At 62.9% G+C, this 22,206-nt stretch carries 21 protein-coding genes; 16 read left to right on the forward strand and 5 right to left on the reverse strand.

The features are described from left to right. Positions 1 to 42: 42 nt before the first annotated feature. From MC381_RS17490 to MC381_RS17535, 10 genes are all read left to right on the forward strand, one after another. Complete coding sequence (locus MC381_RS17490; RefSeq protein WP_251979046.1) at positions 43 to 1,173, forward strand: beta-ketoacyl-ACP synthase III; 1,131 nt, start codon at positions 43 to 45, stop codon at positions 1,171 to 1,173. After that, positions 1,173 to 1,919 (forward strand): MlaA family lipoprotein, encoded by a 747-nt coding sequence (locus tag MC381_RS17495; protein WP_251979047.1) that lies wholly within the window; start codon positions 1,173 to 1,175, stop codon positions 1,917 to 1,919. The genes MC381_RS17490 and MC381_RS17495 overlap by 1 nt, the downstream gene beginning before the upstream one ends. Before the next feature lie 4 nt (positions 1,920 to 1,923). After that, the gene (locus tag MC381_RS17500; protein WP_251979048.1) at positions 1,924 to 3,075 is read left to right on the forward strand and encodes a PP2C family protein-serine/threonine phosphatase; all 1,152 of its coding nucleotides are present in this window, start codon (positions 1,924 to 1,926) and stop codon (positions 3,073 to 3,075) included. Next, positions 3,068 to 3,574, forward strand: coding sequence for an STAS domain-containing protein (locus MC381_RS17505; RefSeq protein WP_251979049.1), 507 nt, complete (start codon positions 3,068 to 3,070; stop codon positions 3,572 to 3,574). Before MC381_RS17500 ends, MC381_RS17505 begins: the two co-directional genes overlap by 8 nt. 247 nt (positions 3,575 to 3,821) lie before the next feature. Further along, positions 3,822 to 5,027, forward strand: a complete 1,206-nt coding sequence (locus MC381_RS17510) for a Bcr/CflA family multidrug efflux MFS transporter (protein WP_251979050.1) — start codon at positions 3,822 to 3,824, stop codon at positions 5,025 to 5,027. Between the two features lie 341 nt (positions 5,028 to 5,368). Next, complete coding sequence (pstS, locus tag MC381_RS17515) at positions 5,369 to 6,415, forward strand: phosphate ABC transporter substrate-binding protein PstS (RefSeq protein WP_251979051.1); 1,047 nt, start codon at positions 5,369 to 5,371, stop codon at positions 6,413 to 6,415. Positions 6,416 to 6,523: 108 nt separating this feature from the next. Further along, positions 6,524 to 7,465 (forward strand): phosphate ABC transporter permease subunit PstC, encoded by a 942-nt coding sequence (gene pstC, locus MC381_RS17520; protein WP_251979052.1) that lies wholly within the window; start codon positions 6,524 to 6,526, stop codon positions 7,463 to 7,465. Between the two features lie 16 nt (positions 7,466 to 7,481). Next, a complete protein-coding gene (pstA, locus tag MC381_RS17525) occupies positions 7,482 to 8,333 on the forward strand; it encodes a phosphate ABC transporter permease PstA (protein ID WP_251979053.1) in 852 nt (283 codons plus the stop codon). A gap of 20 nt (positions 8,334 to 8,353) precedes the next feature. Next, positions 8,354 to 9,178 carry a phosphate ABC transporter ATP-binding protein PstB gene (gene pstB, locus MC381_RS17530; protein WP_251979054.1) on the forward strand — a complete coding sequence of 275 codons (825 nt, stop codon included), beginning with the start codon at positions 8,354 to 8,356 and terminating at the stop codon, positions 9,176 to 9,178. 179 nt (positions 9,179 to 9,357) lie between these two features. Further along, positions 9,358 to 10,527 carry an AI-2E family transporter gene (locus MC381_RS17535; RefSeq protein ID WP_251979055.1) on the forward strand — a complete coding sequence of 390 codons (1,170 nt, stop codon included), beginning with the start codon at positions 9,358 to 9,360 and terminating at the stop codon, positions 10,525 to 10,527. A gap of 31 nt (positions 10,528 to 10,558) precedes the next feature. Here the strand turns inward: MC381_RS17535 and trxA are convergent, their stop codons facing one another. Continuing rightward, on the reverse strand, positions 10,559 to 10,882 hold the full coding sequence (gene trxA / locus MC381_RS17540; protein WP_251979056.1) for a thioredoxin: 324 nt from the start codon (positions 10,880 to 10,882) through the stop codon (positions 10,559 to 10,561). A 245-nt stretch (positions 10,883 to 11,127) separates the two neighbouring features. Between trxA and cysB the strand changes: the two genes are divergently transcribed. Continuing rightward, positions 11,128 to 12,096, forward strand: coding sequence for an HTH-type transcriptional regulator CysB (gene cysB, locus MC381_RS17545; RefSeq protein WP_251979057.1), 969 nt, complete (start codon positions 11,128 to 11,130; stop codon positions 12,094 to 12,096). Positions 12,097 to 12,298: 202 nt separating this feature from the next. Here cysB and MC381_RS17550 read toward each other — a convergent pair whose 3' ends face one another. From MC381_RS17550 to pabB, 4 genes are all read right to left on the reverse strand, one after another. Then, a complete protein-coding gene (locus tag MC381_RS17550; RefSeq protein ID WP_251979058.1) occupies positions 12,299 to 12,919 on the reverse strand; it encodes a phosphoadenosine phosphosulfate reductase domain-containing protein in 621 nt (206 codons plus the stop codon). A 165-nt stretch (positions 12,920 to 13,084) separates the two neighbouring features. After that, on the reverse strand, positions 13,085 to 13,870 hold the full coding sequence (locus MC381_RS17555; protein ID WP_251979059.1) for an ABC transporter ATP-binding protein: 786 nt from the start codon (positions 13,868 to 13,870) through the stop codon (positions 13,085 to 13,087). Then, positions 13,867 to 14,946: a FecCD family ABC transporter permease gene (locus tag MC381_RS17560; RefSeq protein ID WP_251979060.1), complete on the reverse strand. Its 1,080-nt coding sequence runs from the start codon at positions 14,944 to 14,946 to the stop codon at positions 13,867 to 13,869. The genes MC381_RS17555 and MC381_RS17560 overlap by 4 nt, the downstream gene beginning before the upstream one ends. A 53-nt stretch (positions 14,947 to 14,999) precedes the next feature. Further along, positions 15,000 to 16,445 carry an aminodeoxychorismate synthase component I gene (pabB, locus tag MC381_RS17565; protein WP_251979061.1) on the reverse strand — a complete coding sequence of 482 codons (1,446 nt, stop codon included), beginning with the start codon at positions 16,443 to 16,445 and terminating at the stop codon, positions 15,000 to 15,002. A gap of 88 nt (positions 16,446 to 16,533) precedes the next feature. Between pabB and MC381_RS17570 the strand changes: the two genes are divergently transcribed. The 5 genes from MC381_RS17570 to prpD all read left to right on the forward strand — a co-directional run bounded on the left by MC381_RS17570 (position 16,534) and on the right by prpD (position 21,865). Further along, positions 16,534 to 17,400 carry an alpha/beta fold hydrolase gene (locus MC381_RS17570; RefSeq protein WP_251979062.1) on the forward strand — a complete coding sequence of 289 codons (867 nt, stop codon included), beginning with the start codon at positions 16,534 to 16,536 and terminating at the stop codon, positions 17,398 to 17,400. A gap of 136 nt (positions 17,401 to 17,536) precedes the next feature. Beyond that, the gene (locus tag MC381_RS17575; protein ID WP_251979063.1) at positions 17,537 to 18,283 is read left to right on the forward strand and encodes a GntR family transcriptional regulator; all 747 of its coding nucleotides are present in this window, start codon (positions 17,537 to 17,539) and stop codon (positions 18,281 to 18,283) included. Continuing rightward, positions 18,280 to 19,164 (forward strand): methylisocitrate lyase, encoded by an 885-nt coding sequence (prpB, locus tag MC381_RS17580; protein WP_251979064.1) that lies wholly within the window; start codon positions 18,280 to 18,282, stop codon positions 19,162 to 19,164. The genes MC381_RS17575 and prpB overlap by 4 nt, the downstream gene beginning before the upstream one ends. A 16-nt stretch (positions 19,165 to 19,180) precedes the next feature. After that, complete coding sequence (gene prpC / locus MC381_RS17585) at positions 19,181 to 20,302, forward strand: bifunctional 2-methylcitrate synthase/citrate synthase (protein WP_251979073.1); 1,122 nt, start codon at positions 19,181 to 19,183, stop codon at positions 20,300 to 20,302. A gap of 78 nt (positions 20,303 to 20,380) precedes the next feature. Beyond that, a complete protein-coding gene (gene prpD / locus MC381_RS17590; protein ID WP_251979065.1) occupies positions 20,381 to 21,865 on the forward strand; it encodes a 2-methylcitrate dehydratase in 1,485 nt (494 codons plus the stop codon). Positions 21,866 to 22,206 lie beyond the last annotated feature (341 nt).

Here is a 22,206-nt window from a genome sequence, read left to right on the forward strand (position 1 = left end):
GTAATGCCAGTGAGCGGCCGCTGCCGCTGGAGGGTGTAGTTCATGACGCAAGCCGTGATTACCGCGACCGGGCTTTACACGCCGCCGGCCGTGATCGACAACGCCGCGCTGGTGGCTAGCTTCAATCAGTGGGTCGACGCCGAGAATGCCCGACACGCCGACGCAATCGCGAGCGGCGATCGCGAGCCGCTGGCGCATTCGAGCGAAGCCTTCATCGTCAAGGCTTCGGGGATCGAAAGCCGCTACGTGATGGAAGCCGAGGGTATCCTTGACCCCGAGCGCATGCGGCCTCACCTGCCCGAACGCGCTAACGACGCGTTGTCGGTGCAGGCAGAAATGGGCCTGGCCGCCGCTCGCGAGGCGCTGGATAGTGCCGGTCTGCGCGCCGACCAGATCGATCTTCTGATCGTCGCTTGCTCCAACCTGCAACGGCCCTACCCGGCGGTATCGGTGGAGCTACAGGCGGCGCTGGGGATGGCCGGCTACGCGTTCGACATGAACGTCGCCTGCTCGAGTGCCACCTTTGCCATCGATACGGCGACCAATGCGATTCGTGCCGGCAGCCTTGAACGGGTGCTCATCGTCAATCCGGAAATCTGCGCGGCGCACCTCAACTTTCGCGACCGTGACAGCCACTTCATCTTCGGGGATGCCTGCACGGCGATCGTGCTCGAAGCCGATCACCTGGCGCGTGAGCGTGAGCATTTCACCGTGCTCGGCACGCGTCTGGTCACACGGTTCTCCAACGCCATTCGCAACAACTTCGGCTTTCTCAACCGACTGGCCGATACCGGCGAAGCGAGCGCCGACAAGCTGTTCATGCAAGAAGGGCGCAAGGTGTTCCGCGAGGTCTGTCCGCTGGTCGCCGAGCTGATTCTCGATCATCTCGAGAGCCTGTCTCTCACCGGGGAGTCGCTGTCGCGGCTCTGGCTGCATCAGGCCAACCGGCATATGAACGATCTGATTGCGGCCCGCGTGCTGGGGCGGGAAGCCTCGCCGACGGAGGCGCCGATCATTCTCGACCGTTACGCCAACACCAGTTCCGCCGGATCGATCATTGCCTTTCACCAGTATCGCGACGACCTGCGCGATGGCGATGTGGGGGTGGTGTGTTCGTTCGGTGCGGGCTACAGTGCTGGCAGTGTGATTCTACGTAAAGGAAATGCGTGCTGATGAAATCGACGCAATGGCTGGGCGGCGTCATGGCCGTGCTGGCACTGGGTGGTTGCGCCTCGCAGGCGGAGACGACCAACCCGCAGGACCCGTGGGAAGGATTCAACCGCGGTGTCTACCAGTTCAACGATACGCTGGATCGTTACGCCCTGAAGCCGATCGCACAGGGGTATGACACCGTCACCCCGGATCCGGTTCAGGACGGCGTCGGCAACTTCTTCTCCAACCTCGGCGAGATCGGCACCGTCTTCAACAGTGTTCTGCAGTGGGAGTGGGGGAACGCCGGTGTGGCCTCGGGGCGCTTCCTGGTCAATACAGTGCTCGGCGTGGGCGGTCTCATGGACCCGGCGACGCGCATGGGGCTGAACGAGAACGAAGAGGACTTCGGCCAGACGCTGGCGGTCTGGGGTGTCGGCTCCGGTCCCTATCTGGTGCTGCCGATTCTGGGCCCCAGCACGGTGCGTGACACCTCCGGCCTGCCGGTGGATCATTACACCTATCCGATGACCTATGTCGAGGACGACGGCTGGCGCTACGGCCTGACGTTCCTGCGCTATGTCGATCTGCGCGCCGGTCTGCTCGACCAGGAGGCCCTGATCCAGGGGGATCGTTACAGCTTCATCCGCGACGCCTACCTCCAGCGCCGCCAGTTCGAGATCACTAATGGCGAGGCGGGCGAAGACCCGTTTGCCAGTGGCGATTTCGGTGACGACTTCGAGTATAGCGAAGACGACTTCGCCGAGTAGGCTCATGACCACGACACTGTCGGACGACGTCCCCGTGATTGGTGTCCTCGATCTGCAGGGTCAGGATCGTGAAAAGCTGGTTGGCGAGATCGCGCGTCTAGATGCTCGCGTGCACGCCGCCGAGGGCCTGGCGGCGCTGCCGGAGGCGTGTGATCTGATCGTGGTTCACGTGCGGGCAGTAGCGCCGGCGGATTGGGTGGCCCTGGCGCGAACCTCGCCGATTATCGTGGTGGGCGAAAGCCGGGCCGATGTCGGTCTGCGCCAGGCGCTGGACGCCGGGCTGGTCGATTATCTGATCGAGCCGCTGGCACACGCCGATATCCTTCGGCGGCTGATTGTCAAGGTGCTGGACCTGGATCGCCTGTCGCGCGCGCACGCGGAGAGTCGGGCGGCGCTGCAGGCGCTCAACGAGCGGCTCGAGGCGCATCTGGAAGTGCTGCGCGAGGATCAGCGGGCGGGCGGGCATGTGCAACGCAAGCTGCTGCCGCCACCCGGTGTCTCGTATCTCGGTGTACGTTGTGACTACTGGTTCGCGCCGTCGCTCTATCTGTCGGGTGACTTTCTCGACTTTCAGCGCTGCGATGACCGCTACAGCTTCTTCTATTTCGCGGATGTCGCCGGACATGGAGCTTCGTCGGCCTTTGTCACCATGCTGCTTAAGTACTTGTGCAACCGGTGGCTGTCGCAGTGGCATACATTGCTGCCGGAAGCGTTTCCCTCCCGCTGGCTGGGGGAGCTCAACCACGAGCTGCTGGAGACCGGCATCGGCAAGCATGCCACGATCTTTGCCGGGGTACTGGACCATGAGCGTCGTTTTCTGCACTATGCGCTCGGCGCCCAGCTGCCCATGCCGATTCTGCAGACGGAATCGCAGACGAGCTACCTGGGCGGAGAAGGGCCGCCGGTGGGGTTGTTTCCGGATGTGGAGTACCCCATCTATGGCTGTCCGTTGCCGGAGTCCTTTCGGCTCTGGTTCTTTTCCGACGGGGTGCTGGAATGCCTGCCGGAAGCGTCTCTGGACGCGCGGCTCAAGGAGCTTGAACGCCGCGCGACACGTTGCACCCGCGTCGAGGACCTGAAGGATGGCCTGGCGCTGGGAGATCAACTGCCGGATGATCTCAGCATGATGACATTGAGTGGTTTCCGCCATGATTGAAGGGCGCATCAAGGCTGCCTACGAGTCCGGAGTGTTCGTGCTCAAACTCTGCGGCGACGTGCGGTTGACGCTGTGTGCGACGCTTGACGCCGAGGCGCAGCGGCTGGCCGATCTGCCGGGGCTGCGGGCGGTCATGGTCGACCTGCGTCAGGCCACCAACGTCGATTCCACGGCGCTGGGGTTCCTCGCCAAGGTGGCGCTGGCGGTGCAAGGGCGCCTGGAGCAGCCGCCGACGATCATCGCCGAGCATCCCGATGTGCGGCGCATGCTCGACGTGATGGGGTTTGCACGCTATTTCACGCTGGTCGAGTCACCCTTGACCGAACCGGCCGAGCTGGCCGAACTGCCACACGTCGAGGCGGACGAGACGGGCATTCAGCAGCGCATTCTCGAAGCGCATCGGATCCTCATGCATATGAGCGATCACAATCGCAACGAATTCCAGCCGCTGGTCGAGCTGCTCGAGTCCCAGCGTACCAAGGCTTCCTCTCGACACTGATTGCCAGCGAGACCCGCCCTCGGATTTGTTCTGTCGCCTCGTCGCGGACCGTGCCTATCACGCGGATAGCAAGATAGACGCATCTGCATCGATCGATACCGGCGTGTGCCTTCCGCCTGCCGCAGGCGGCGTTGACGACGGCCGGTGCGGTCCGGCGCGGCCGGTGGTTAGTCAGGCCATCCGAATTTGCTGACCCGCTTCGCGGGTCCGCCTCTGTCGTTCTCATCCTGACGTTCAAGGAGCGTTCGTGACGATTTTGACCGCACGGCGACTGGCGCTGCTGGTCGCCGCCAATACGGCACTGGCGCCGCTCGCGATCGATGCTTACCTGCCGGCCATGCCGGCACTGGCCGAGGCGGTCGGTGCCAGCGTTCACCACACCGAGCTGTCGCTGAGCATTTTCCTGCTGGGGTTTGCGCTAGGGCAGCTGATTTGCGGCCCGCTGTCGGATCGCTTCGGGCGTAAGCCGGTGCTGCTCTCCGGTCTGGTGGTGTTTCTGCTGTCCAGCCTGGCGCTGACGCAAGTGGCGTCGCTCCAGGCGCTCTGGGCGATGCGCTTTCTGCAGGCACTTGGCGGGGGCGCCTGCGTGGTCAATTCCGCGGCCATCGTGCGTGACCGCTTTACCGGTCGCGAGGCCGCTAAGGTGATGTCGACCATGGTGATGATCCTGATGATGGCGCCGCTGGTGGCGCCGGCGATCGGCAGTGTGCTGCTGCATCTGGCGGACTGGTGGCTGATCTTTCTGTTTCTGGCCGTCTATGCCGCCTTCCTGCTGTGGTTGTTGGGGCGCCATCTACCCGAAACGCATGGGCGCGATCCGCAGGCCCCCGGCGCCGGACAGATTCTGCGCAACTACGCCACCGTGCTGCGTCATCGCGAGGCGATGGGGTACATCTTGGCCGTTTCCATGTCATTTGCCGGCATGTTCGCCTTCATTACCGGCTCGCCCTATCTCTACATGTCGCACTACGGCTTATCCAGTGCGCTCTATCCGTTCGTTTTTGGCGCCAATATTCTGATCATGGCCTCTTCCAGCCGACTCAACATCCGGCTGCTTCGTACCCGCACGCCGCAGCAGAACTTGTTGCTGGGGTTGGGTATCCAGTTGGGGGCGGGTCTGACGCTGGTCGCGCTGGTCGCGACCGGGCTGGATTCGATCTTCACGATAGCGCCACTGATGGTGCTGTTTGTCGGTATGCAGGGGCTGATCGGTCCCAACGCGATGTCGTCGATGCTCGATCATTTTCCCCACATGAGTGCGACGGCGACGGCCCTGCAGGGCTGTCTGCAATTTACCTGCGGCGCGATGACCGGGGCGCTTGTCGGCGCCTTCGAGCTGGCTAGTGCCTGGCCGACCGTGCTGACGATGCTAGGTGCCACGCTGCTGGGCAATCTCGGCGTCCGCGCGCTGGCGGGGCGAGCCTTGCGCCAGGCCCGAGGGGGCGCCGCCTGACGCGGATTGTGGTAACGACACCCGAACCTTGCCGGATGTCACTGTTGTCATTTTACTGTCATCAAGCCTTGGCACTGTGGGTGTCGCGAAGGTTGTGACACGCTCTCGACAGAAGCTTCAAAGACCATCGATTTTCCGTCTCGTGGCGGTGTGTCGATGGTTTTTGCGTTATGAGGGGGAGGGTTTCCTCGAATGGCCCGGACACGTTGCCGGATAGCCAAGATGACAACGGGTGTCATGAAACTGTCACGTAGCCGACGTAATGTGTCGCCCTGAGAGTGTTGGCAACCTTCGCAACGTCGTTATCGCTCACGCATTCAAGGTGGATACAGGATACCGTTATGCTCAAACACGTCTTCTCTACGCTGATCTCCGGCTCTATGGTGCTGGGCGTCGCAGGTGTCGCCCACGCTCAGGACACGATTACTGGCGCCGGCGCTACCTTCCCGTACCCGGTCTACTCCCAGTGGGCAGACGCCTATCAGGATGACTCCGGCATTGGCCTTAACTATCAGGCCATCGGTTCCGGCGGCGGCATTCAGCAGATCGTCGCCAAGACGGTCACCTTCGGTGCCAGTGATGCGCCGATGACCAAAGAAGAGCTCGACGAAAATGGCCTGATGCAGTGGCCGATGGTCATGGGCGGCGTCGTGGCGGCGTTTCACGTCGAAGGTATCGAAGGCGGCTCGCTGACGCTGGACGGTCCGACGCTGGCAGAGATCTATCAGGGTGAGATCACGAACTGGGACGACGACGCGATCGCGACGCTGAACCCGGACGTCGATCTGCCCGATACGCAGATTACGCCGGTTTATCGTGCCGAGGGCTCCGGGACCAACTTCCTGTTCACGCATTACCTGTCCCAGGTGAGCGAATCGTTCGCCAACACCGTCGGCGAAGGCAAGTCCGTGGCCTGGCCGGCAGGTGTCGGTGCCAAGGCTAATGCGGGCGTTGCCAGCCAGATCGCCAACACCAATGGGGCCATTGGCTATGTCGAGTATGCCTACGCAGCGCAGAACGACCTGAGCCTGGTGCACCTGGAGAACCAGGCCGGCAACGTCGTCGAGCCGAACATGGATAGCTTCATGGCCGCGGCATCCAATGCCGACTGGGAAGAGGCGCCCGGCATGTACCTCGTGCTGACCAACCAGCCGGGTGACGACAGCTGGCCGATCACCGGTGCCTCCTTCATCCTGATGCACAAGCAGGTGCAGGATGCCGATGCTGCTCGTCAGGCGCTGGAGTTCTTCGACTGGGCTTATACCAACGGCAACGACATGGCACAGTCTCTCGACTACGTGCCGATGCCGGAGAACGTGGCCGAGATGGTTCGCGAGAGCTGGGGTGAGATCACCGGCCCGAACGGTAACGCCGTCTGGAACCCGTGATCGCTAGCTGAAAGACCGCGACGGTGGGCGCCGAGCCGTTCACCGTCGCGGAGTTGTATCGAGTGCCGCCCGCGAGGCGGTACCGTGGCAAGCCGATGAGGAATTGACATGGCCACCACCAACGCGGTGCGGACCGAAAGCGGGCTAGGGCGTCTCAGCGATGCGACGCGCAAGCGGCTGCAGCGCAAGGCGCAAATCGATGTCTGGTTCGAGCGCGTACTGTATGCGTTTGCCTTCGCTGTCCTGCTGCTGCTCGGTGCGATCATCGCCTCGCTGATCGTCTCGAGCTGGCCGGCGATCCAGCGCTATGGGCTGGATTTCTTCACCGAGAACCGCTGGGCGGCGAACGTCGAGGTCTTCGGGGCCTTGCCCGCCATCTACGGCACGCTGCTGACATCGTTCATCGCGATTGCCATTGCCGTACCCATTTCATTCGGTATCGCCATTTTCCTGACCGAGCGATGCCCCGGTTTCCTGCGTCAGCCGCTCGGGACCATGATCGAGCTGCTCGCGGGGATCCCCTCGATCATCTACGGCATGTGGGGTATGGAGGTGCTGGCGCCACTGCTGCGTACCTGGTTCCCCTCTGTCTTTCCCGCCGGTACCGGTCTGGCCACGGCGGGCATCATTCTGGCGGTGATGATCATTCCTTTCATTACCGCGGTCAGCCGCGACGTGATCAATACGGTGCCATCGGTGATGCGTGAGTCGGCCTATGGCCTCGGTTGCACGACCTGGGAAGTGGCGCGTCGCGTCACCCTGCCATCGGTCAAGGGCGGCCTGGTCGGTGGCGTGGTACTGGGGCTCGGCCGGGCGCTGGGCGAGACCATGGCGGTGACCTTCGTGATCGGCAACAACCTGTTCCTCAATACCACGCTGACGGGGCAGGGCACTTCCATTGCGGCGCTGATCGCCAACCAGTTCTCCGAGTCCGACGGTAACCAGCGCTCGGCGCTGCTGGCGCTGGGTCTGATTCTGTTCCTGATTACCTTTGTGGTGCTGGCGATCGCGCGATATCTGCTGCGCAACAGCACCGGCCGTCACGCCTGATCCGGGAGAGCCGATCATGAATACCAACGTCACACCGCTCTACCGCCGGCGCAAGCGGATCAACCAGCTGATCATGATGCTGTGTCAGCTCGCCACGGTGATCGGTTTCGTGTTTCTCTTCGCGATTCTTTTTACATTGGTCACCAAGGGACTGAGCGCCATTTCGCCGTCGATCTTCATCGAACGCACGCGCATGAGCGGCGGCGGCCTGGGCAATGCGATCTGGGGCACCTTCCTGATGACCTGCGTGGCGACGGTGCTAGGGACGATCGTCGGCGTCGCGGCCGGTACCTGGCTGGCCGAGTATGGCGGCAAGGGCGTCATGGCCAAGGTGATTCGCTTTATCAACGATATTCTGCTGTCGGCGCCGTCGATCATTGTCGGTCTGTTCATCTATGCGGTCGTGGTGGTGCCGATGGGCAGCTTTTCCGGTTGGGCCGGGGTACTGTCGCTGACCGTTATCATCGTGCCGGTGGTGATTCGCTCGACGGAAGACATGTTGCGCCTGATCCCCAACTCGTTGCGTGAAGCGGCAGCGGCGCTGGGGGCTCATCGCTGGTGGATCATCGTGCGGGTCTGCTATAGCGGGGCGCGGGCCGGCATCCTGACCGGCATTCTGCTCGGATTCGCCCGTATCAGCGGCGAGACGGCGCCGCTGCTGTTCACCTCGCTCAATTCCAACCAGTGGAATTTCTTCGACCTGGGTAGCGAAATGGCCAACCTGCCGATGACCATCTACCAGAACATGACGATCAACGCCTTTATCCCGGACCTGGTCGCGCTGGCCTGGGGAGGCGCCCTGATCCTGACCGTCGCTATCCTGATTCTCAACATCGCCGCGCGCTATTTCTCGCGCCAGCGTTCCTGACTGCCATCAGCGAGACCGCCATGACCGCCGATATTCATCTCAACGCCAAGCGCGATACCGGTTCGGCCGATCCCGTTTCCCAGCCACAGGCTGCGCCCAAGCTGCGTGTCGACGACCTGAGCCTTTACTACGGCAAGTTTCAGGCCCTGAAGAACATCTCCATGGAGATTCCGGAGCGCCAGGTGACTGCGTTCATCGGGCCATCCGGCTGTGGCAAGTCGACGCTGATTCGCTGCTTCAACCGGATCCACGACCTCTACGAGGGCATTCGTACCGAAGGGCAGATCCTGCTCGACAACCACGACATCTACGACAGCGGCGTGGATATCAATCTGCTGCGTTCGCGGGTGGGGATGGTGTTTCAGAAGCCGACCCCCTTCCCGATGACGGTGTTCGACAATGTCGCCTTCGGCATCAAACTCTACGAAAAGCTCTCGTCGCGTGAGATGGAGGAGCGCGTGGAATGGGCGCTGCGCAAGGCGGCGCTGTGGGAAGAGGTCAAGGACAAGCTGAAGCAGAGCGGACAAGCGCTCTCCGGCGGCCAGCAGCAGCGGCTTTGTATCGCGCGTACCATTGCCGTCAAGCCGGAGGTGATCCTGCTCGACGAACCGACCTCGGCGCTCGATCCGATCTCGACCGGCTATATCGAGGATCTGATCAACGAGCTGAAGCGCGACTATACGATCGTCATCGTCACGCACAACATGCAGCAGGCGGCGCGTATTTCGGATGTGACTGCCTTCATGTACCTGGGCAACCTGATCGAGTGCGGCGACACGACCCAGATATTCACCCAGCCGAGGGAATCTCGCACCGAGGATTACATTACCGGGCGTTACGGCTGATCGGCCGGGCGGGCAGAGGCCATGCTGGCCCCTGATCCGCGTGGTTTCTCGGGTCAGACAGCGGCCGGCGGATGCCCGGCCGTTTGCCGTTCATGCGCTTTGGCAGGGTTAGAGAACCGCTGACCCGAACGTGTTATGGTCGCGGTCATGCCGCCCCTCACCGCCCAAGGATGACCAGGATGTCGCCCGGACAGGAAACGACGTTTCGTAACGTCCCCTTCAATCTGATGCTGACGCTGGCGTCGCTGACGATCATTATCGCTGGGCTTCGCGCCGCGGAAACCCTGATCATCCCGATCCTGCTATCGCTGTTCGTCGCGGTGATCTGCACGTCACCGGTCCATTGGCTCTATCGCCGCGGCGTCAACTCCTATGCCGCGGTGCTGATCACGCTCTGCGTGCTGGGCTCGGTATTGGCGCTGTTCGGCACGCTACTCGGCAATAGCTTCACGATGTTCATGGACGGTTGGCCGGAGATGCAGCGTCAGCTGCAGGGGCACTATCTGAATATTCTCCAGTGGCTGGCGAATCAGGGGCTGTCGGTATCGCCGCAGGAGCTTTCGAACATGCTTGACGGCTCCGGGGATCAGAGCTGGGTGTCCAGTTTCGTCAGTGGTCTGGGGCTGGTGCTGTCGCAAAGCCTGGTGATCCTGCTGCTGGTCAATTTCATGCTGTTCGAAACGCTCGATTTCCGGCAGAAGGTGGCTCGTGCCCTGACCAACCCCGGGCCGAGCCTCGAACGTTTTACCGAATTCAGCTTCAACCTGAAGCGCTACATGGCGGTGAAGACCGTCATCAGTCTGATTACCGGGGTGCTGGTTGCGATCTCGGCGTGGCTGGTCGGCGTGCAGTTTGCCCTGCTGTGGGGCACGCTGGCCTTTGTCCTCAACTACATACCCAACATCGGTTCGGTGATCTCCGCCGTGCCGCCCGTGCTGCTGACGCTGGCGATGCCGGATGGCGGCGTAGTCAAGGCGATGACGCTGTCGGGCGCCTATCTGGCGATCAATTTCGTGCTCGGCAATCTGGTGGAGCCGCGCGTGATGGGGCGCACCATGGGGCTGTCGACGCTGGTGGCGTTTTTGTCGCTGGTCGTCTGGGGCTGGATTCTGGGGCCTGTCGGCATGTTGCTCTCCGTGCCGCTGACCATGACGTTGAAGATCGCGCTGGACAGTCATCCGGAGACGCGCTGGATTGCCAAGATGCTGGGGCCCTCAGAGCGACGCCGTCAGCGTCAGCGCAAGGCGGAAGAGGTGCTCGAGGAGCTGGAGGAGGATCTGGAAGGCGGCGTCGACAGCAGCCGAGACGAGTCGACGCCTGTCAACCATGAAAAAGGCCGCCCCCGGTAGGGGCGGCCTTTTTCATATTAGGCGAGAGCCATCAGCCGTTCTGTTCGAGGAACTGGGTCAGCTGCGACTTGGACTGCGCCCCGACGAGCGAAGCCACCTTGGCGCCGGACTTGAACAGCATGACGGTCGGTACGCCACGTACACCCTGTTCGGAAGCGATTTCGGGCGCATCGTCGACATTGACGCTGACAACCTTGATCTCTTCGGCCTTCTCGCTGGCAACTTCATCGACCACCGGGGCCATCATCTTGCACGGGCCGCACCACGGGGCCCAGAACTTCAACAATACCGGCTTGTCGGCGTTCAGTACTTCCTGCTCGAAATTCACGGCCGTGACATCGACATTGTTGGACATGACGTTAACTCCTGTAGACATTGCGCTCTGACTTCGAGCTCATGGAGGCGATGTTAGCCCTTGGACGAGGGAGTGGCAAATATCGCTGATTATGGCAACGATAGCTCAAAGTTATTAAACGCTCGTCTCTCATGCCGATTGACCGTCATTGCACCCCTCTTCACGCCATGCGACTTATTGCGTAAAGTAATGCCAAAGAGTGTTTTTATACCTTTATTGGCAAGTCGATTCGCTGCGAGGCCATCATGAAGCTGCAACAGCTGCGCTATATCTGGGAAGTCACGCGTCACCAGCTCAACGTCTCGGCGACGGCCCAGAGCCTGTTTACCTCGCAACCCGGCATCTCCAAGCAGATTCGTCTGCTCGAGGATGAACTTGGCGTCGAGATCTTTGCGCGTAGTGGCAAGCACTTGACGCGTGTCACACCGGCAGGGGAGGCGATCGTCGAGCTGGCCGGCAAGGTGTTGCGTACCGTCGATGACATCAAGCATGTCGCACAGGAGCACAGTGACGAGCGTCGCGGCAGCCTCGCGATCGCCACCACCCACACCCAGGCGCGCTACGTGCTCCCGGGTGTCATCGGCGAATTTCGCCAGAAATACCCGGACGTGGCGCTGCACATGCAGCAGGGGACCCCCAAGCAGATCGCGCAGATGGTCAGCGAGGGGACCGCGGATTTCGCCATCTGCACCGAGTCGCTGGAGCTATTCAACGACCTGGTGCTGCTGCCTTGCTATCGCTGGAATCGCTGCGTGCTGGTCCCGAAGGATCATCCGCTGGCGACGGGAGCCTTGACGCTGGAGCGCGTCGCCGAGCATCCACTGGTGACTTATGTCTTCGGTTTCACCGGGCGTTCGCAGCTGGATGACGCCTTCAAGTCACGAGAGCTGACGCCCAACGTCGTACTGACCGCGGCGGACTCCGACGTGATCAAGACCTATGTTCGCTTGGGCCTGGGGGTGGGCATCGTCGCCCACATGGCGATCGATCCCGTGGCCGACAGCGATCTCGTCGCCGTGGATGCCTCGCATCTGTTCGCGAGCTCGACGACCAAGATCGGCATTCGCAGGGGCACCTTCATGCGCACCTACATGTACGATTTCGTCAAGCGCATGGCGCCGCACCTGGATCGCGATACCGTGGAAGCGGCGTTGGCGGCCGGTCCGCGTCACGAGGCCGAGCTGTTCAAGGATGTAGAGCTGCCGGTGTTGTAGGCTTGGCGCCCCTATACCGAGCAACGGCCATCCACTGTATCGCGGCTGTTGGCGGGGCGACTATTCAGAGCCCACATAATAGGAATGTCCGCAGCGCAAAAAGCCCGCCATAGAGCGGGCTTTTTGTGTGCGGTGAGGATGGTCACTGTCTTCGAGGGGCCGATATCCATGGCCCGGGACAGAGAGGTGGGCGTGCGGCGGCTTAGTGCTGCAGGTGCAAGCCGCACTCGCGCTTGTCTTCCACCTTGGTCGGATCGAAGTAGTCGAAATTGTTGGGCAGGTCGTGCTGCTGGAGATACTGGTACATCTCCTTGGCGCTCCAATGCAGCACCGGCGCAACTTTCAGCAGGCCGTCGGCGTTGCGCGACAGCGGTTGCATGCGTGAACGTTCCGGCGTGTCTTCGGCGCGCAATGCAGTGAACCAGACGTCAGGGGCCGTCTCCCGGAGGGCGCGGGTGAAAGGCTCCAGCTTGACCTCTTCGGTAAACGCCGCGTGGCGCGGGTCATCGATGTCGGGCGTCGGCCCCTCGACCGATTCGCGATGCGCTCGCGAACGACGCGGATGGTAGATCGTCAGGTTCAGGTCGAGCAGGCGTGTCAATTCGTCGGCGAAGCGATAGGTGGCCGGCGTGTTGTAGCCGCTGTCCATCCAGATGACCGGGATGTCAGGGCGAACCCGCGTCACCAGATGCAGGATAACCGCCTCGAAAGGCCGAAAGTTGGTCGTGCAGATCGCCTTCTGATCCAGGCCGAGCGCGAATTCGGTGATAGCCAGCGGGTCGTGGCCAATCTCGCGGTTCAGGGCTTCGAGGTCTAGCGCCATGGATGACTCCTGTGGGACGGTCGAGCCCAGCGGCGGGCGGGAACCGTACGACGTGTAGGTGATGGGTGCACTCTAGCAATGCGCGGCCAAGCAAGACCAATATCGTTTGGTTAGGTCTATATATAACCAAATTATCTACAAGCGAGGTTCGGTTAAGCGATTTAATTATGAATCGCCGAGCGAGCGCAGGGCGGACAGCGGTGTCACCCGGGGCGGCTCGCCGGTGGGCCACTCGACGTGTGCTTCGATTGCGTAGACGTCTCGCAGCCGCTCGGGAGTCAGGACTTCCCCGGGGGAGCCGCTGGTGACGGAGCGGCCCTCCTTGAGTACCCATAGGTGATCGGCAAAGCGGGCCGCCAGGTTGAGGTCGTGGATCGCGATGACCAGAATCGACTGCTCGCGTTGGGCAAAGCGTTGCAGGTAATCCAGCACCTGGAGCTGGTGATGCAGGTCCAGTGCGCTGGTCGGTTCGTCGAGCATCAGCAGGCGCGGCTGACGAACGATGGCCTGGGCGATGGCCACGCGTTGACGCTGTCCTCCGGAGAGCGCCGCCAGTTCGCGCTCGGCCAGCGGCGTCAGTTCAAGCGAATCGAGCGCGGATGCGACGGCGACGAGCGCGGCATCGCGCGCTTCGGCGATACGCAGGCGGCGTGCCAGCAGTACCGCTTCAAAGACAGAAAGGACTGCGCTGGAGCTCGTGTCCTGCGGCAGGTAATAAAGTGCACGCGAGCGCGCTTCCAGTGATTGGCTCGCCAACGAGGCGCCGTCCAGAGACAGGGCACCCTGGCCATGCTCGATACCGGCGATCGTCCTGAGCAGCGTCGATTTGCCGGCGCCGTTGGGGCCGATCAGCGCGGTGATCTCGCCGGGTTGGGCGCGCAGGCCGGAAACCTTCTGGAGAATGCGTGTTCCCCCGAGGTCGCAGGAGAGGCCGTCGAGCTGCAGTGTCATCCCCAGATCTCCCGACGCGAACGCAGGATCAGCGAGACGAAGAAGGGCAGGCCGATCAGCGCGGTCAGGATGCCGATAGGCAGCAGGATGCCGGGGATCAGGACTTTCGACAGAATCGAGGTCAGCGACAGGATGAGAGCGCCGGTGAGCGCCGACATGGGGAGAAACACGCGCTGATCCTCGCCGACCAGCAGGCGCGCGATATGCGGGCCGACCAGGCCGACGAAACCGATCGTTCCGACAAAGGCCACGGCGGTGGCGGCCAGCAGCGCGCAGCAGAGCAGCATGCGCAGCCGCAATTTGCCGACATCGATGCCCATCGCCTTCGCCTGCACGTCTCCCAGGCGCAGGGCGGTGAGTCGCCACTGGGCACGGAAGAAGAGCGGCAGGGTCACCCCCAGTGCCAGCGTCGCCAGGCCGACCTTTTCCCAGTCGGCCTTGCCGAGACTGCCGAGCGACCAGAACACCAGCTGCTGCAGGGATTCGGCCGAAGCCACGTACTGCAGGACGCCGAGCAGAGCGTTGAAGAAGAACATGATGGCGATGCCCATCAGCACCATGGTCTGAATGTTCACCCCGCGCAGCCGGCCCAGTGCCCAGATCGCCAGCGAGGCGATCATCGCCAGTACGAAGGCGTTCGCCGTGACCAGCAGGGTGCCGGCGACCGGCAGGATGCCGAAACCCAGCACGATCGCCAGGGCCGCGCCGAAACTGGCTGCCGAGGAGATGCCCAGGGTGAACGGGTCGGCCAGCGGATTGTTGAGCAGGGTCTGCATCTCCGCGCCGGCGACGGCCAGGCTGGCGCCGACTACCACGGCCATCAAGGCGACCGGCAAGCGAATGTCCCAGACAATGACCTCGAGCACCCGCGACACTTCCCCGGGCATCGTCAGCGCCTTGACGACGTCGCCCAGTGAGTAGGCGCCCGGGCCGGTGGCCACGTCCGTCACCAGTGACAGCAGGGTAGCCAGCGCCATGGCAACGACCAGCCAGCGCTGACGCCGCTGGCGCCGCAGATAGCGGTCGATGGTCGAGCCACCCGGGTGGGCAATTCGTGGAGCGGTCGTGGCTTTCAAGGATTCGATCATCGTGTGCCGGAAAAAGGGCCGAGGGTACTCCAAATTCGAGATTATTGGGAATCGTTCTCGTCGTCGCGCGAATCGGCGCCATGCAGCGCGCGCATCAGATGGGCGATCTTGGCGATCGACTCCTGGTATTCCGCTTCCTCTTCCGAGTCCGCGACCACGCCGCCGCCGCCCCAGATATGCAGGGTGCCGGCATCCGCGACAAGCGTGCGAATGGCGATCGACGTGTCGAGGCGACCGCGGCGATCGACGTAGCCAAGGCTGCCGCAGTAAACGCTGCGTCGGCTGGGCTCGAGTTCGTCGATGATCTGCATGGCGCGGTGTTTCGGCGCGCCGGTGATCGAACCGCCGGGAAACGCGGCTGAGAGCAGGTCCAGCGGCCTGGCATCGGCGGCCAGCTCCCCCTGGATGACGCTGACCAGGTGGTGCACGTTGGCGTAGCTCTCCAGGCCACAGAGCGTCGGCACGCGCACGCTGCCCGGTCGGCAGACGCGGCCGAGATCGTTGCGCAGCAGATCGACGATCATCACGTTCTCGGCGCGATCCTTGGGGCTGTCACGCAGTTCGTCGGCGAGCTGTCGATCCTGATCCGGTGTCGCGCCGCGTGGGCGGGTCCCCTTGATGGGCCGTGTCTCGACATGGCCGTCCCGGATGCCGATGAACCGTTCCGGCGATAGCGAGAGAATGGCCTGGTCGTACCCGCCGAGGTAGCCGGCGAAGGGGGTGGGGGTCGCGCGACGCAGGCGACGATAGGCCCGCCAGGGATCGCCGCGAAACGGGGCGGTGAAGCGCTGTGTCAGATTGATCTGGTAGCAGTCGCCGGCCGTCAGATAGTCGAGAACGCGGCGGAAGCGCTCGCCATAGGCTCCCCGCGTCAGATCGCTGGTGAAGTCGCCCTCGAGCTGGAAAGCTTCACCTGTCGGCGACGGTGTCGTCAGCCACTGGTGAACCTGCGCGCGTCGAGTGGCGCTGGCGACCAGCCAGCTCTGGGCGTTGTCATGATCCTGGATCAGCGCCCAGTCATAGAGGCCCAGTCGTGCTGCCGGCAGAGCGGGGCCGGGGCGCCTGTCGGGAGCCTCGGCGTCGGGACGGTGGCGCTCGCTCAGCGAGTAGCTCCAGTAGCCGAGCAGGCCGCCGAGAAAGGGCAGCTCGCGGTGGGCCGCCTCGAGGGAGGATGGCAATCTCGGCAGCCGGTGCGACAGACCGTGATCGAGCAGTGCCTGCTGCGCGGCGAACGGGTCGTCGGGCAGCGCGAGTGCGGGCTCGCAGCGGGTTACACCGTCCCGCGTGGTCAGGGTATGCAGCGGATCGCTTGTCAGGATGTCGAAGCGCCCGCCGGGAGCCTCGGGGCGGCCGCTGTCCAGCATGGCCGCGCCGGGACGCTGGCGCAGTCGCTCGAAGTAGACGGCAGGGTCGGCATGATAGGGAAGGGCGACGATTTCGAGCCGCGGTCTCGCGTCAGCCGGGGAGTCCTTTATCTCGGGAGTCATTTCTCTCGTGAGTCATCATGCGCCGAGAACTTGTCGGTCGCGTTCGGGTGGCGGATGCTTGGCGGCGAGTGTAGCGGGAGTGACCACGATGAGCGAGAGGTTTGCGTGTCGCGCGGGATGGTTGAAACGCGACGGTGGGCGGCTGCGCTGGCGTCATCTGCAGCGCCGAGAGTCGACGGTGGCATCCCGTCGGGGCTGCCTGTTGCTGCTGCACGGCGCGGGCGTCGGCGGCGAACCGACCTGGCTGCCGATGGTGCCTTACCTGGAGGCCTGGGACAGTCTGTTGATCCCGGACCTGCGTGGTACCGGGGAGACGGTCATCGGTGCCGACGAGGGCTTTACGCTGGAGCACGTCGTGGCGGACGTCGAGGCGCTGCTGGCCCTATTCGGTACGGTGCGATGCGATGTGGCGGGTTACTCCTTTGGTGGATTGGTGGCGATGGCGTTGAAGCAACAGCTGCCGGCAACGATCGAGAGGACCTTCCTGCTGGAGCCCGCCATGCTGGAGCGCGCCGAAGCGGGCGCGATGCAAGAGATCGCACAAGCCTACCGGGACGCCGCCGCGGACATGGGTCGTCCCGAGACGCGCGACCTCGGCCTGGACCGTTTTCTGGATCTCGTGGCGCCCCGGCGCCTGCGTCATCCGGTTGCCGAACGCGTGACCCGAGAGCGTCTTCTCGCGCGGCCATTGGGGTTGGCCGGGGCATTGGCGTGTATCGCCGAGACGATCGTTGCCGGGGACCGCGAAGTCCTGATGGCGTCGCAGCACGATGTCATCACACTGGTAGGCGGGAGAAGCGACACGGCACTACAGGAGTGCCACCGCTGGCTGGCGGAGACGAGGCCAGCATGGACGTGTCGCGTCATTCCAGGGGCCGATCACGCCTTGCCTTATCAGAAGCCGCGCCGCGTCGGGCGGCTGCTGTCGAGTGAGGCCACCAGCATCGACGCCTAATTGTCGACAATGAGGTTCATGTTTCGAGATGGTATCAGACCAAAGATGCGGTGACTGCGACGTTTTTACCGTTGCGACGCCCTTGCTTCGATCCTATGATGAGCCCAATTGTCTTTAATTGTTAACAATCGAGCCCATGTCTTCTTCCGATAATCAGGATCCGGATACCGAGCTGCCAGTGGTGCGTACGCTGGCCGAGCGAGTCTTTCATCAATTGCAGCGCGCCATTGTACGTGGCGAGCTGCCGCCGGGTACCCGTATCACCGAACCCGAACTCTCCAGTCACTACGGTATCTCGCGTGGCCCGCTGCGAGAAGCCATGCGGCGGCTGGAGACCTACCGTCTGATCGAGCGCGTGCCGCATGTCGGTGCGCGTGTCGTCAAGCTGTCGATGGATGAGCTTCTGGAGCTTTTCGATGTGCGTGAAGCGCTCGAAAGCATGGCCGCTCGTCTGGCCGCCCGCTACATGACGTCCGAGGAAATTGCCGGATTGCGTGAAGTGCTGGCTTTTCACGAGCGTCAGGAGGGGCTCTCCAGTGGGGAGGCCTACTATCAGCGTGAAGGGGATCTCGACTTCCACTACCGCATTGTCCAGGGCAGCCACAACCGCATGCTGGTCACGCTGTTATGCGACGACCTCTATTATCTGGTGCGTCTGTATCGGACGCAATTCAGCGCCAAGGGCTCCCGGCCACAGCGCGCTTTCGTCGAGCACCATCGGATCGTGGATGCGATCGAGAGCGGTGATGCCGAGCTGGCGGAGCTGCTGATGCGCCGACACGTCAGCGCGTCGCGCGAGAACGTGGCGGCACGCTATGCCCGCGCGCTAGGGGATAGTGACGATGGCGTCGTCGACGCCCACACCGCGAGGAATGAATCATGACCCGACAAAGTCCGGGCGCGCGTTTTCGCGCTGCGCTGTCGACCCATCGACCCTTGCCGATCGTCGGCGCGATCAATGCCTACAGCGCGATGATGGCACAGGCCGTCGGTCACCCCGCGCTCTATCTTTCCGGTGGGGGTGTGGCCAACGCCTCCTATGGCTTGCCCGATCTCGGCATGACCACGCTGAACGATGTCGTCGAAGACGCGCGCCGCATCACCGGGGCCAGCGATCTGCCGTTGCTGGTGGATATCGATACCGGCTGGGGCGGGGCGTTCAATATCGCGCGCACCGTCAAGGAGATGGAGCGTGCCGGCGTGGCGGCCGTGCATCTCGAGGATCAGGTCGCGCAGAAACGCTGTGGACACCGGCCCAACAAGGAGATCGTGTCGCAGGCGGAGATGGTCGATCGGATCAAGGCGGCAGCGGATGCCCGGACGGACAGCGACTTCTATCTGATTGCGCGCACCGATGCGTTTCAGAAGGAAGGGCTGGCTGCTGCGGTCGACCGGGCGAATGCCTGTGTCGCTGCCGGTGCGGATGCGATCTTTGCCGAAGCGGTGCACACGTTGGATGACTACCGCGCCTTCTGCGAAGGAGTCGAGGCGCCGATTCTGGCCAATATCACCGAGTTTGGCGCGACACCGCTATTCTCGCAGGAGGAGCTGGCCGGGGTAGGGTGCCGAATGGTGCTGTACCCGCTTTCCGCGTTCCGGGCGATGAACGCGGCGGCGCTGCAGGTCTATCAGGATATCCACGACAAGGGGCACCAGCGCGACGTGGTGGCGTCGATGCAGACTCGCGACGCGCTGTATGAATTTCTCGGTTACCACGCCTACGAGCGCAAGCTCGATGAACTCTTCGAGAAAGGCCGCAGCTAAGCGGCGGGAGGCGATGATGGCGGAAGCGATCAAGAGCACCGGGTTGAGAGGACAGAGCGCCGGGGCCACCGCGCTCTGTACGGTCGGCAAGAGCGGCTCAGGGCTGACCTATCGCGGTTACGACATTCAGACGCTGGCGGAGAACGCGCGCTTCGAGGAGGTTGCCTATCTGCTGCTCGAAGGCGAGTTGCCGACGCCGGCAGCGCTGGAGACTTTCATCGCCAACCTCAAGCGTCGCCGGGGCCTGCCCGATCCCTTGAAGCGCGTGCTGGAGCAGATTCCCTCGGATACGCATCCCATGGACGTGCTGCGCACCGGCACATCGATGCTCGGGACGCTCGAGACCGAGCAGCGCATGGAGGATCAGCAGCGTCATGCCGAGCGGCTCTTGGCCGTCATGCCCTCGATCCTCAACTACTGGTATCGCCACTCCCACTTCGGTGAGCGGATCGAGACCGAGACCGATGACGACTCGGTAGGGGGGCATTTCCTGCATCTGTTGCATGGCAAGCCGGCATCCGACCTGCACGCGCGGGTGATGAATGTCTCGCTGATTCTCTACGCGGAGCACGAGTTCAACGCCTCGACCTTCACGGCGCGAGTTTGCGCGTCGACGCTGTCCGATCTGCACAGTTGTGTGACCGGGGCGATCGGGTCGCTACGCGGACCTTTGCATGGAGGGGCCAACGAGGCGGCCATGGAGATGATCAGTCGCTGGTCGGCGCCGGACGAGGCGGAGCGGCAGATTCTCGCGATGCTCGAGCGCAAGGACAAGATCATGGGCTTCGGACACGCTATCTATCGCGAGTCGGACCCGCGCAATGCGATCATCCAGCAGTGGGCAAAACGGCTGGCGGACGACGTTGGCGATACGCATCTCTACGCGGTATCCGAACGTGTGGATCAGGTGATGTGGCGCGAAAAGAAACTGTTTCCGAACGCCGACTTCTACCACGCTAGCGCTTATCACTTCATGGGCATCCCGACCAAATTGTTTACGCCGATTTTCGTCTGCTCGCGCCTGACGGGATGGTGCGCCCATGTGTTCGAGCAACGTGCCAACAACCGTATCATTCGGCCTAGCGCGGATTATGTCGGCCCCGAGCAGCGCGACTGGGTGCCGCTCGAGGCGCGCTGAGTCGGTGCGTGCCGTTCATCGGCGGGGTGTCGGCTTTGCGGCGTCCCGTCTCCATTTCGTGTGTGAGGACGTCGTGTCATGAGCAGCAATGTCGATCTCAACCAGCGACCCGACTACGATCCCGAGCTGCAGGCGATTGCCGACTACGTGCTCGGTTATCGCGTGGAGAGCCGGGAGGCGTTGCATACCGCGCGCAACTGTCTGATGGATACCCTGGGTTGCGGTCTGCTGGCGCTGCGCTTTCCCGAGTGCACCAAGCATCTGGGGCCGCTCGCCGAAGGGACCATTGTGCCGGCGGGGGCGCGGGTGCCGGGAACGCAGCTACGGCTCGACCCGGTCAAGGCCGCCTGGGATATCGGCTGCCTCATTCGCTGGCTCGACTACAACGATACCTGGCTGGCGGCCGAGTGGGGGCACCCCTCCGACAACCTGGGCGGCATCCTGGCCGTCGCCGACTACCTTTCTCAGCGGCGCCTGGCTCGTGGCGAAGCGCCGCTGACCATGCGCGACGTGCTGGAAGCCATGATCATGGCGCACGAAGTCCAAGGGGTGTTGGCGCTCGACAACGCTTTCAACCGCGTTGGGCTCGATCATGTCGTCCTGGTCAAGGTCGCCTCGACCGCGGTGGTCGCCAAGCTGATGGGCGCCAATCGCGCGCAACTGCTCTCGGCGCTATCCCACGCGTTTGTCGACGGCCAGAGCCTGCGTACCTATCGGCATGCGCCGAATGCCGGCTCGCGCAAGAGCTGGGCCGCAGGAGACGCCACCTCTCGTGCCGTGCGCCTGGCCGATATTGCATTGCGTGGCGAGATGGGGGTGCCGGGCGTGCTGTCGGCGCCACAATGGGGCTTTTATGATGTCCTGTTCAGCAAGACCAACCGAGACCAGAAGGTGAAGCCGGAAGGCGAGCGGCAGTTCCGGGTGCCTCAGGCCTATGGCACCTATGTCATGGAAAATGTCCTGTTCAAGATCAGCTTCCCGGCAGAGTTTCATGCCCAGACGGCCGCCGAGGCCGCGGTGCTGCTGCATCCCCAGGTGCGCGAACGGCTCGATCAGATCGATCGCATCGTGGTGACCACGCATGAGTCGGCGATCCGCATCATTTCCAAGGTAGGGGAGCTCGCCAATCCGGCCGACCGCGATCACTGCCTGCAGTACATGATCGCCGTGCCGCTGGCGTTCGGTGACCTGACTGCCGAGCATTACGAAGATGGCTTCCATCGACGTCATCCGATCATCGATGCGTTGCGCGACAGGATGGAGGTCAAGGAAGACGTACGTTACACGCGTGAATACCTGGAGCCGGACAAGCGCTCGATCGCCAATGCGATCCAGGTCTTCTTCAAGGACGGCTCGTCGACGGAACAGGTCGCCGTCGAATACCCGTTAGGGCACCGCCGCCGCCGAGCCGAGGGGATCCCGAAGCTCGAGGAGAAGTTTCGCGCCAACCTTGCGACACGCTTTCCGCCGGGGCGTTGCGAGACACTCGATGCACTGTGCCGCGACCAGGCGCGACTGGAAGCGACGTCCGTCGCGACATTCATGGATCTGTGGGTGATATGAGACGGATGGCGGGGCGCTATTGCGCGGCAAGCACCGCCACGCACGGGTTTTGGCTAAAGTCTTACAAGAGAAGCGAACTTTTTGGCAAACAGGCCTTGCCAAGTCGGCGTTGGGTCCGTAAAGTACGCATCCGCTGACGACGAGACAGGGTTTCGACGGCAGTGAAGAAGAAAGCCAAGCGTTTGATTTGATTGAATAAATCACTTGACGCGACGCAGCAAAGCCGTAAAATGCTCGCCTCTTCTTCAGGATCGACTCCACGGAGTCACGCAGGATTCAGCACAGAAAAACGTTGACATCTTCGCCAGGATCCTTAGAATACGCCACTCCTTACGGCGGCC

Origin of the sequence: Salinicola avicenniae, from assembly GCF_023736115.1 — a bacterium.
In the GTDB taxonomy this organism is placed as follows: Bacteria; Pseudomonadota; Gammaproteobacteria; order Pseudomonadales; family Halomonadaceae; genus Salinicola; species Salinicola avicenniae.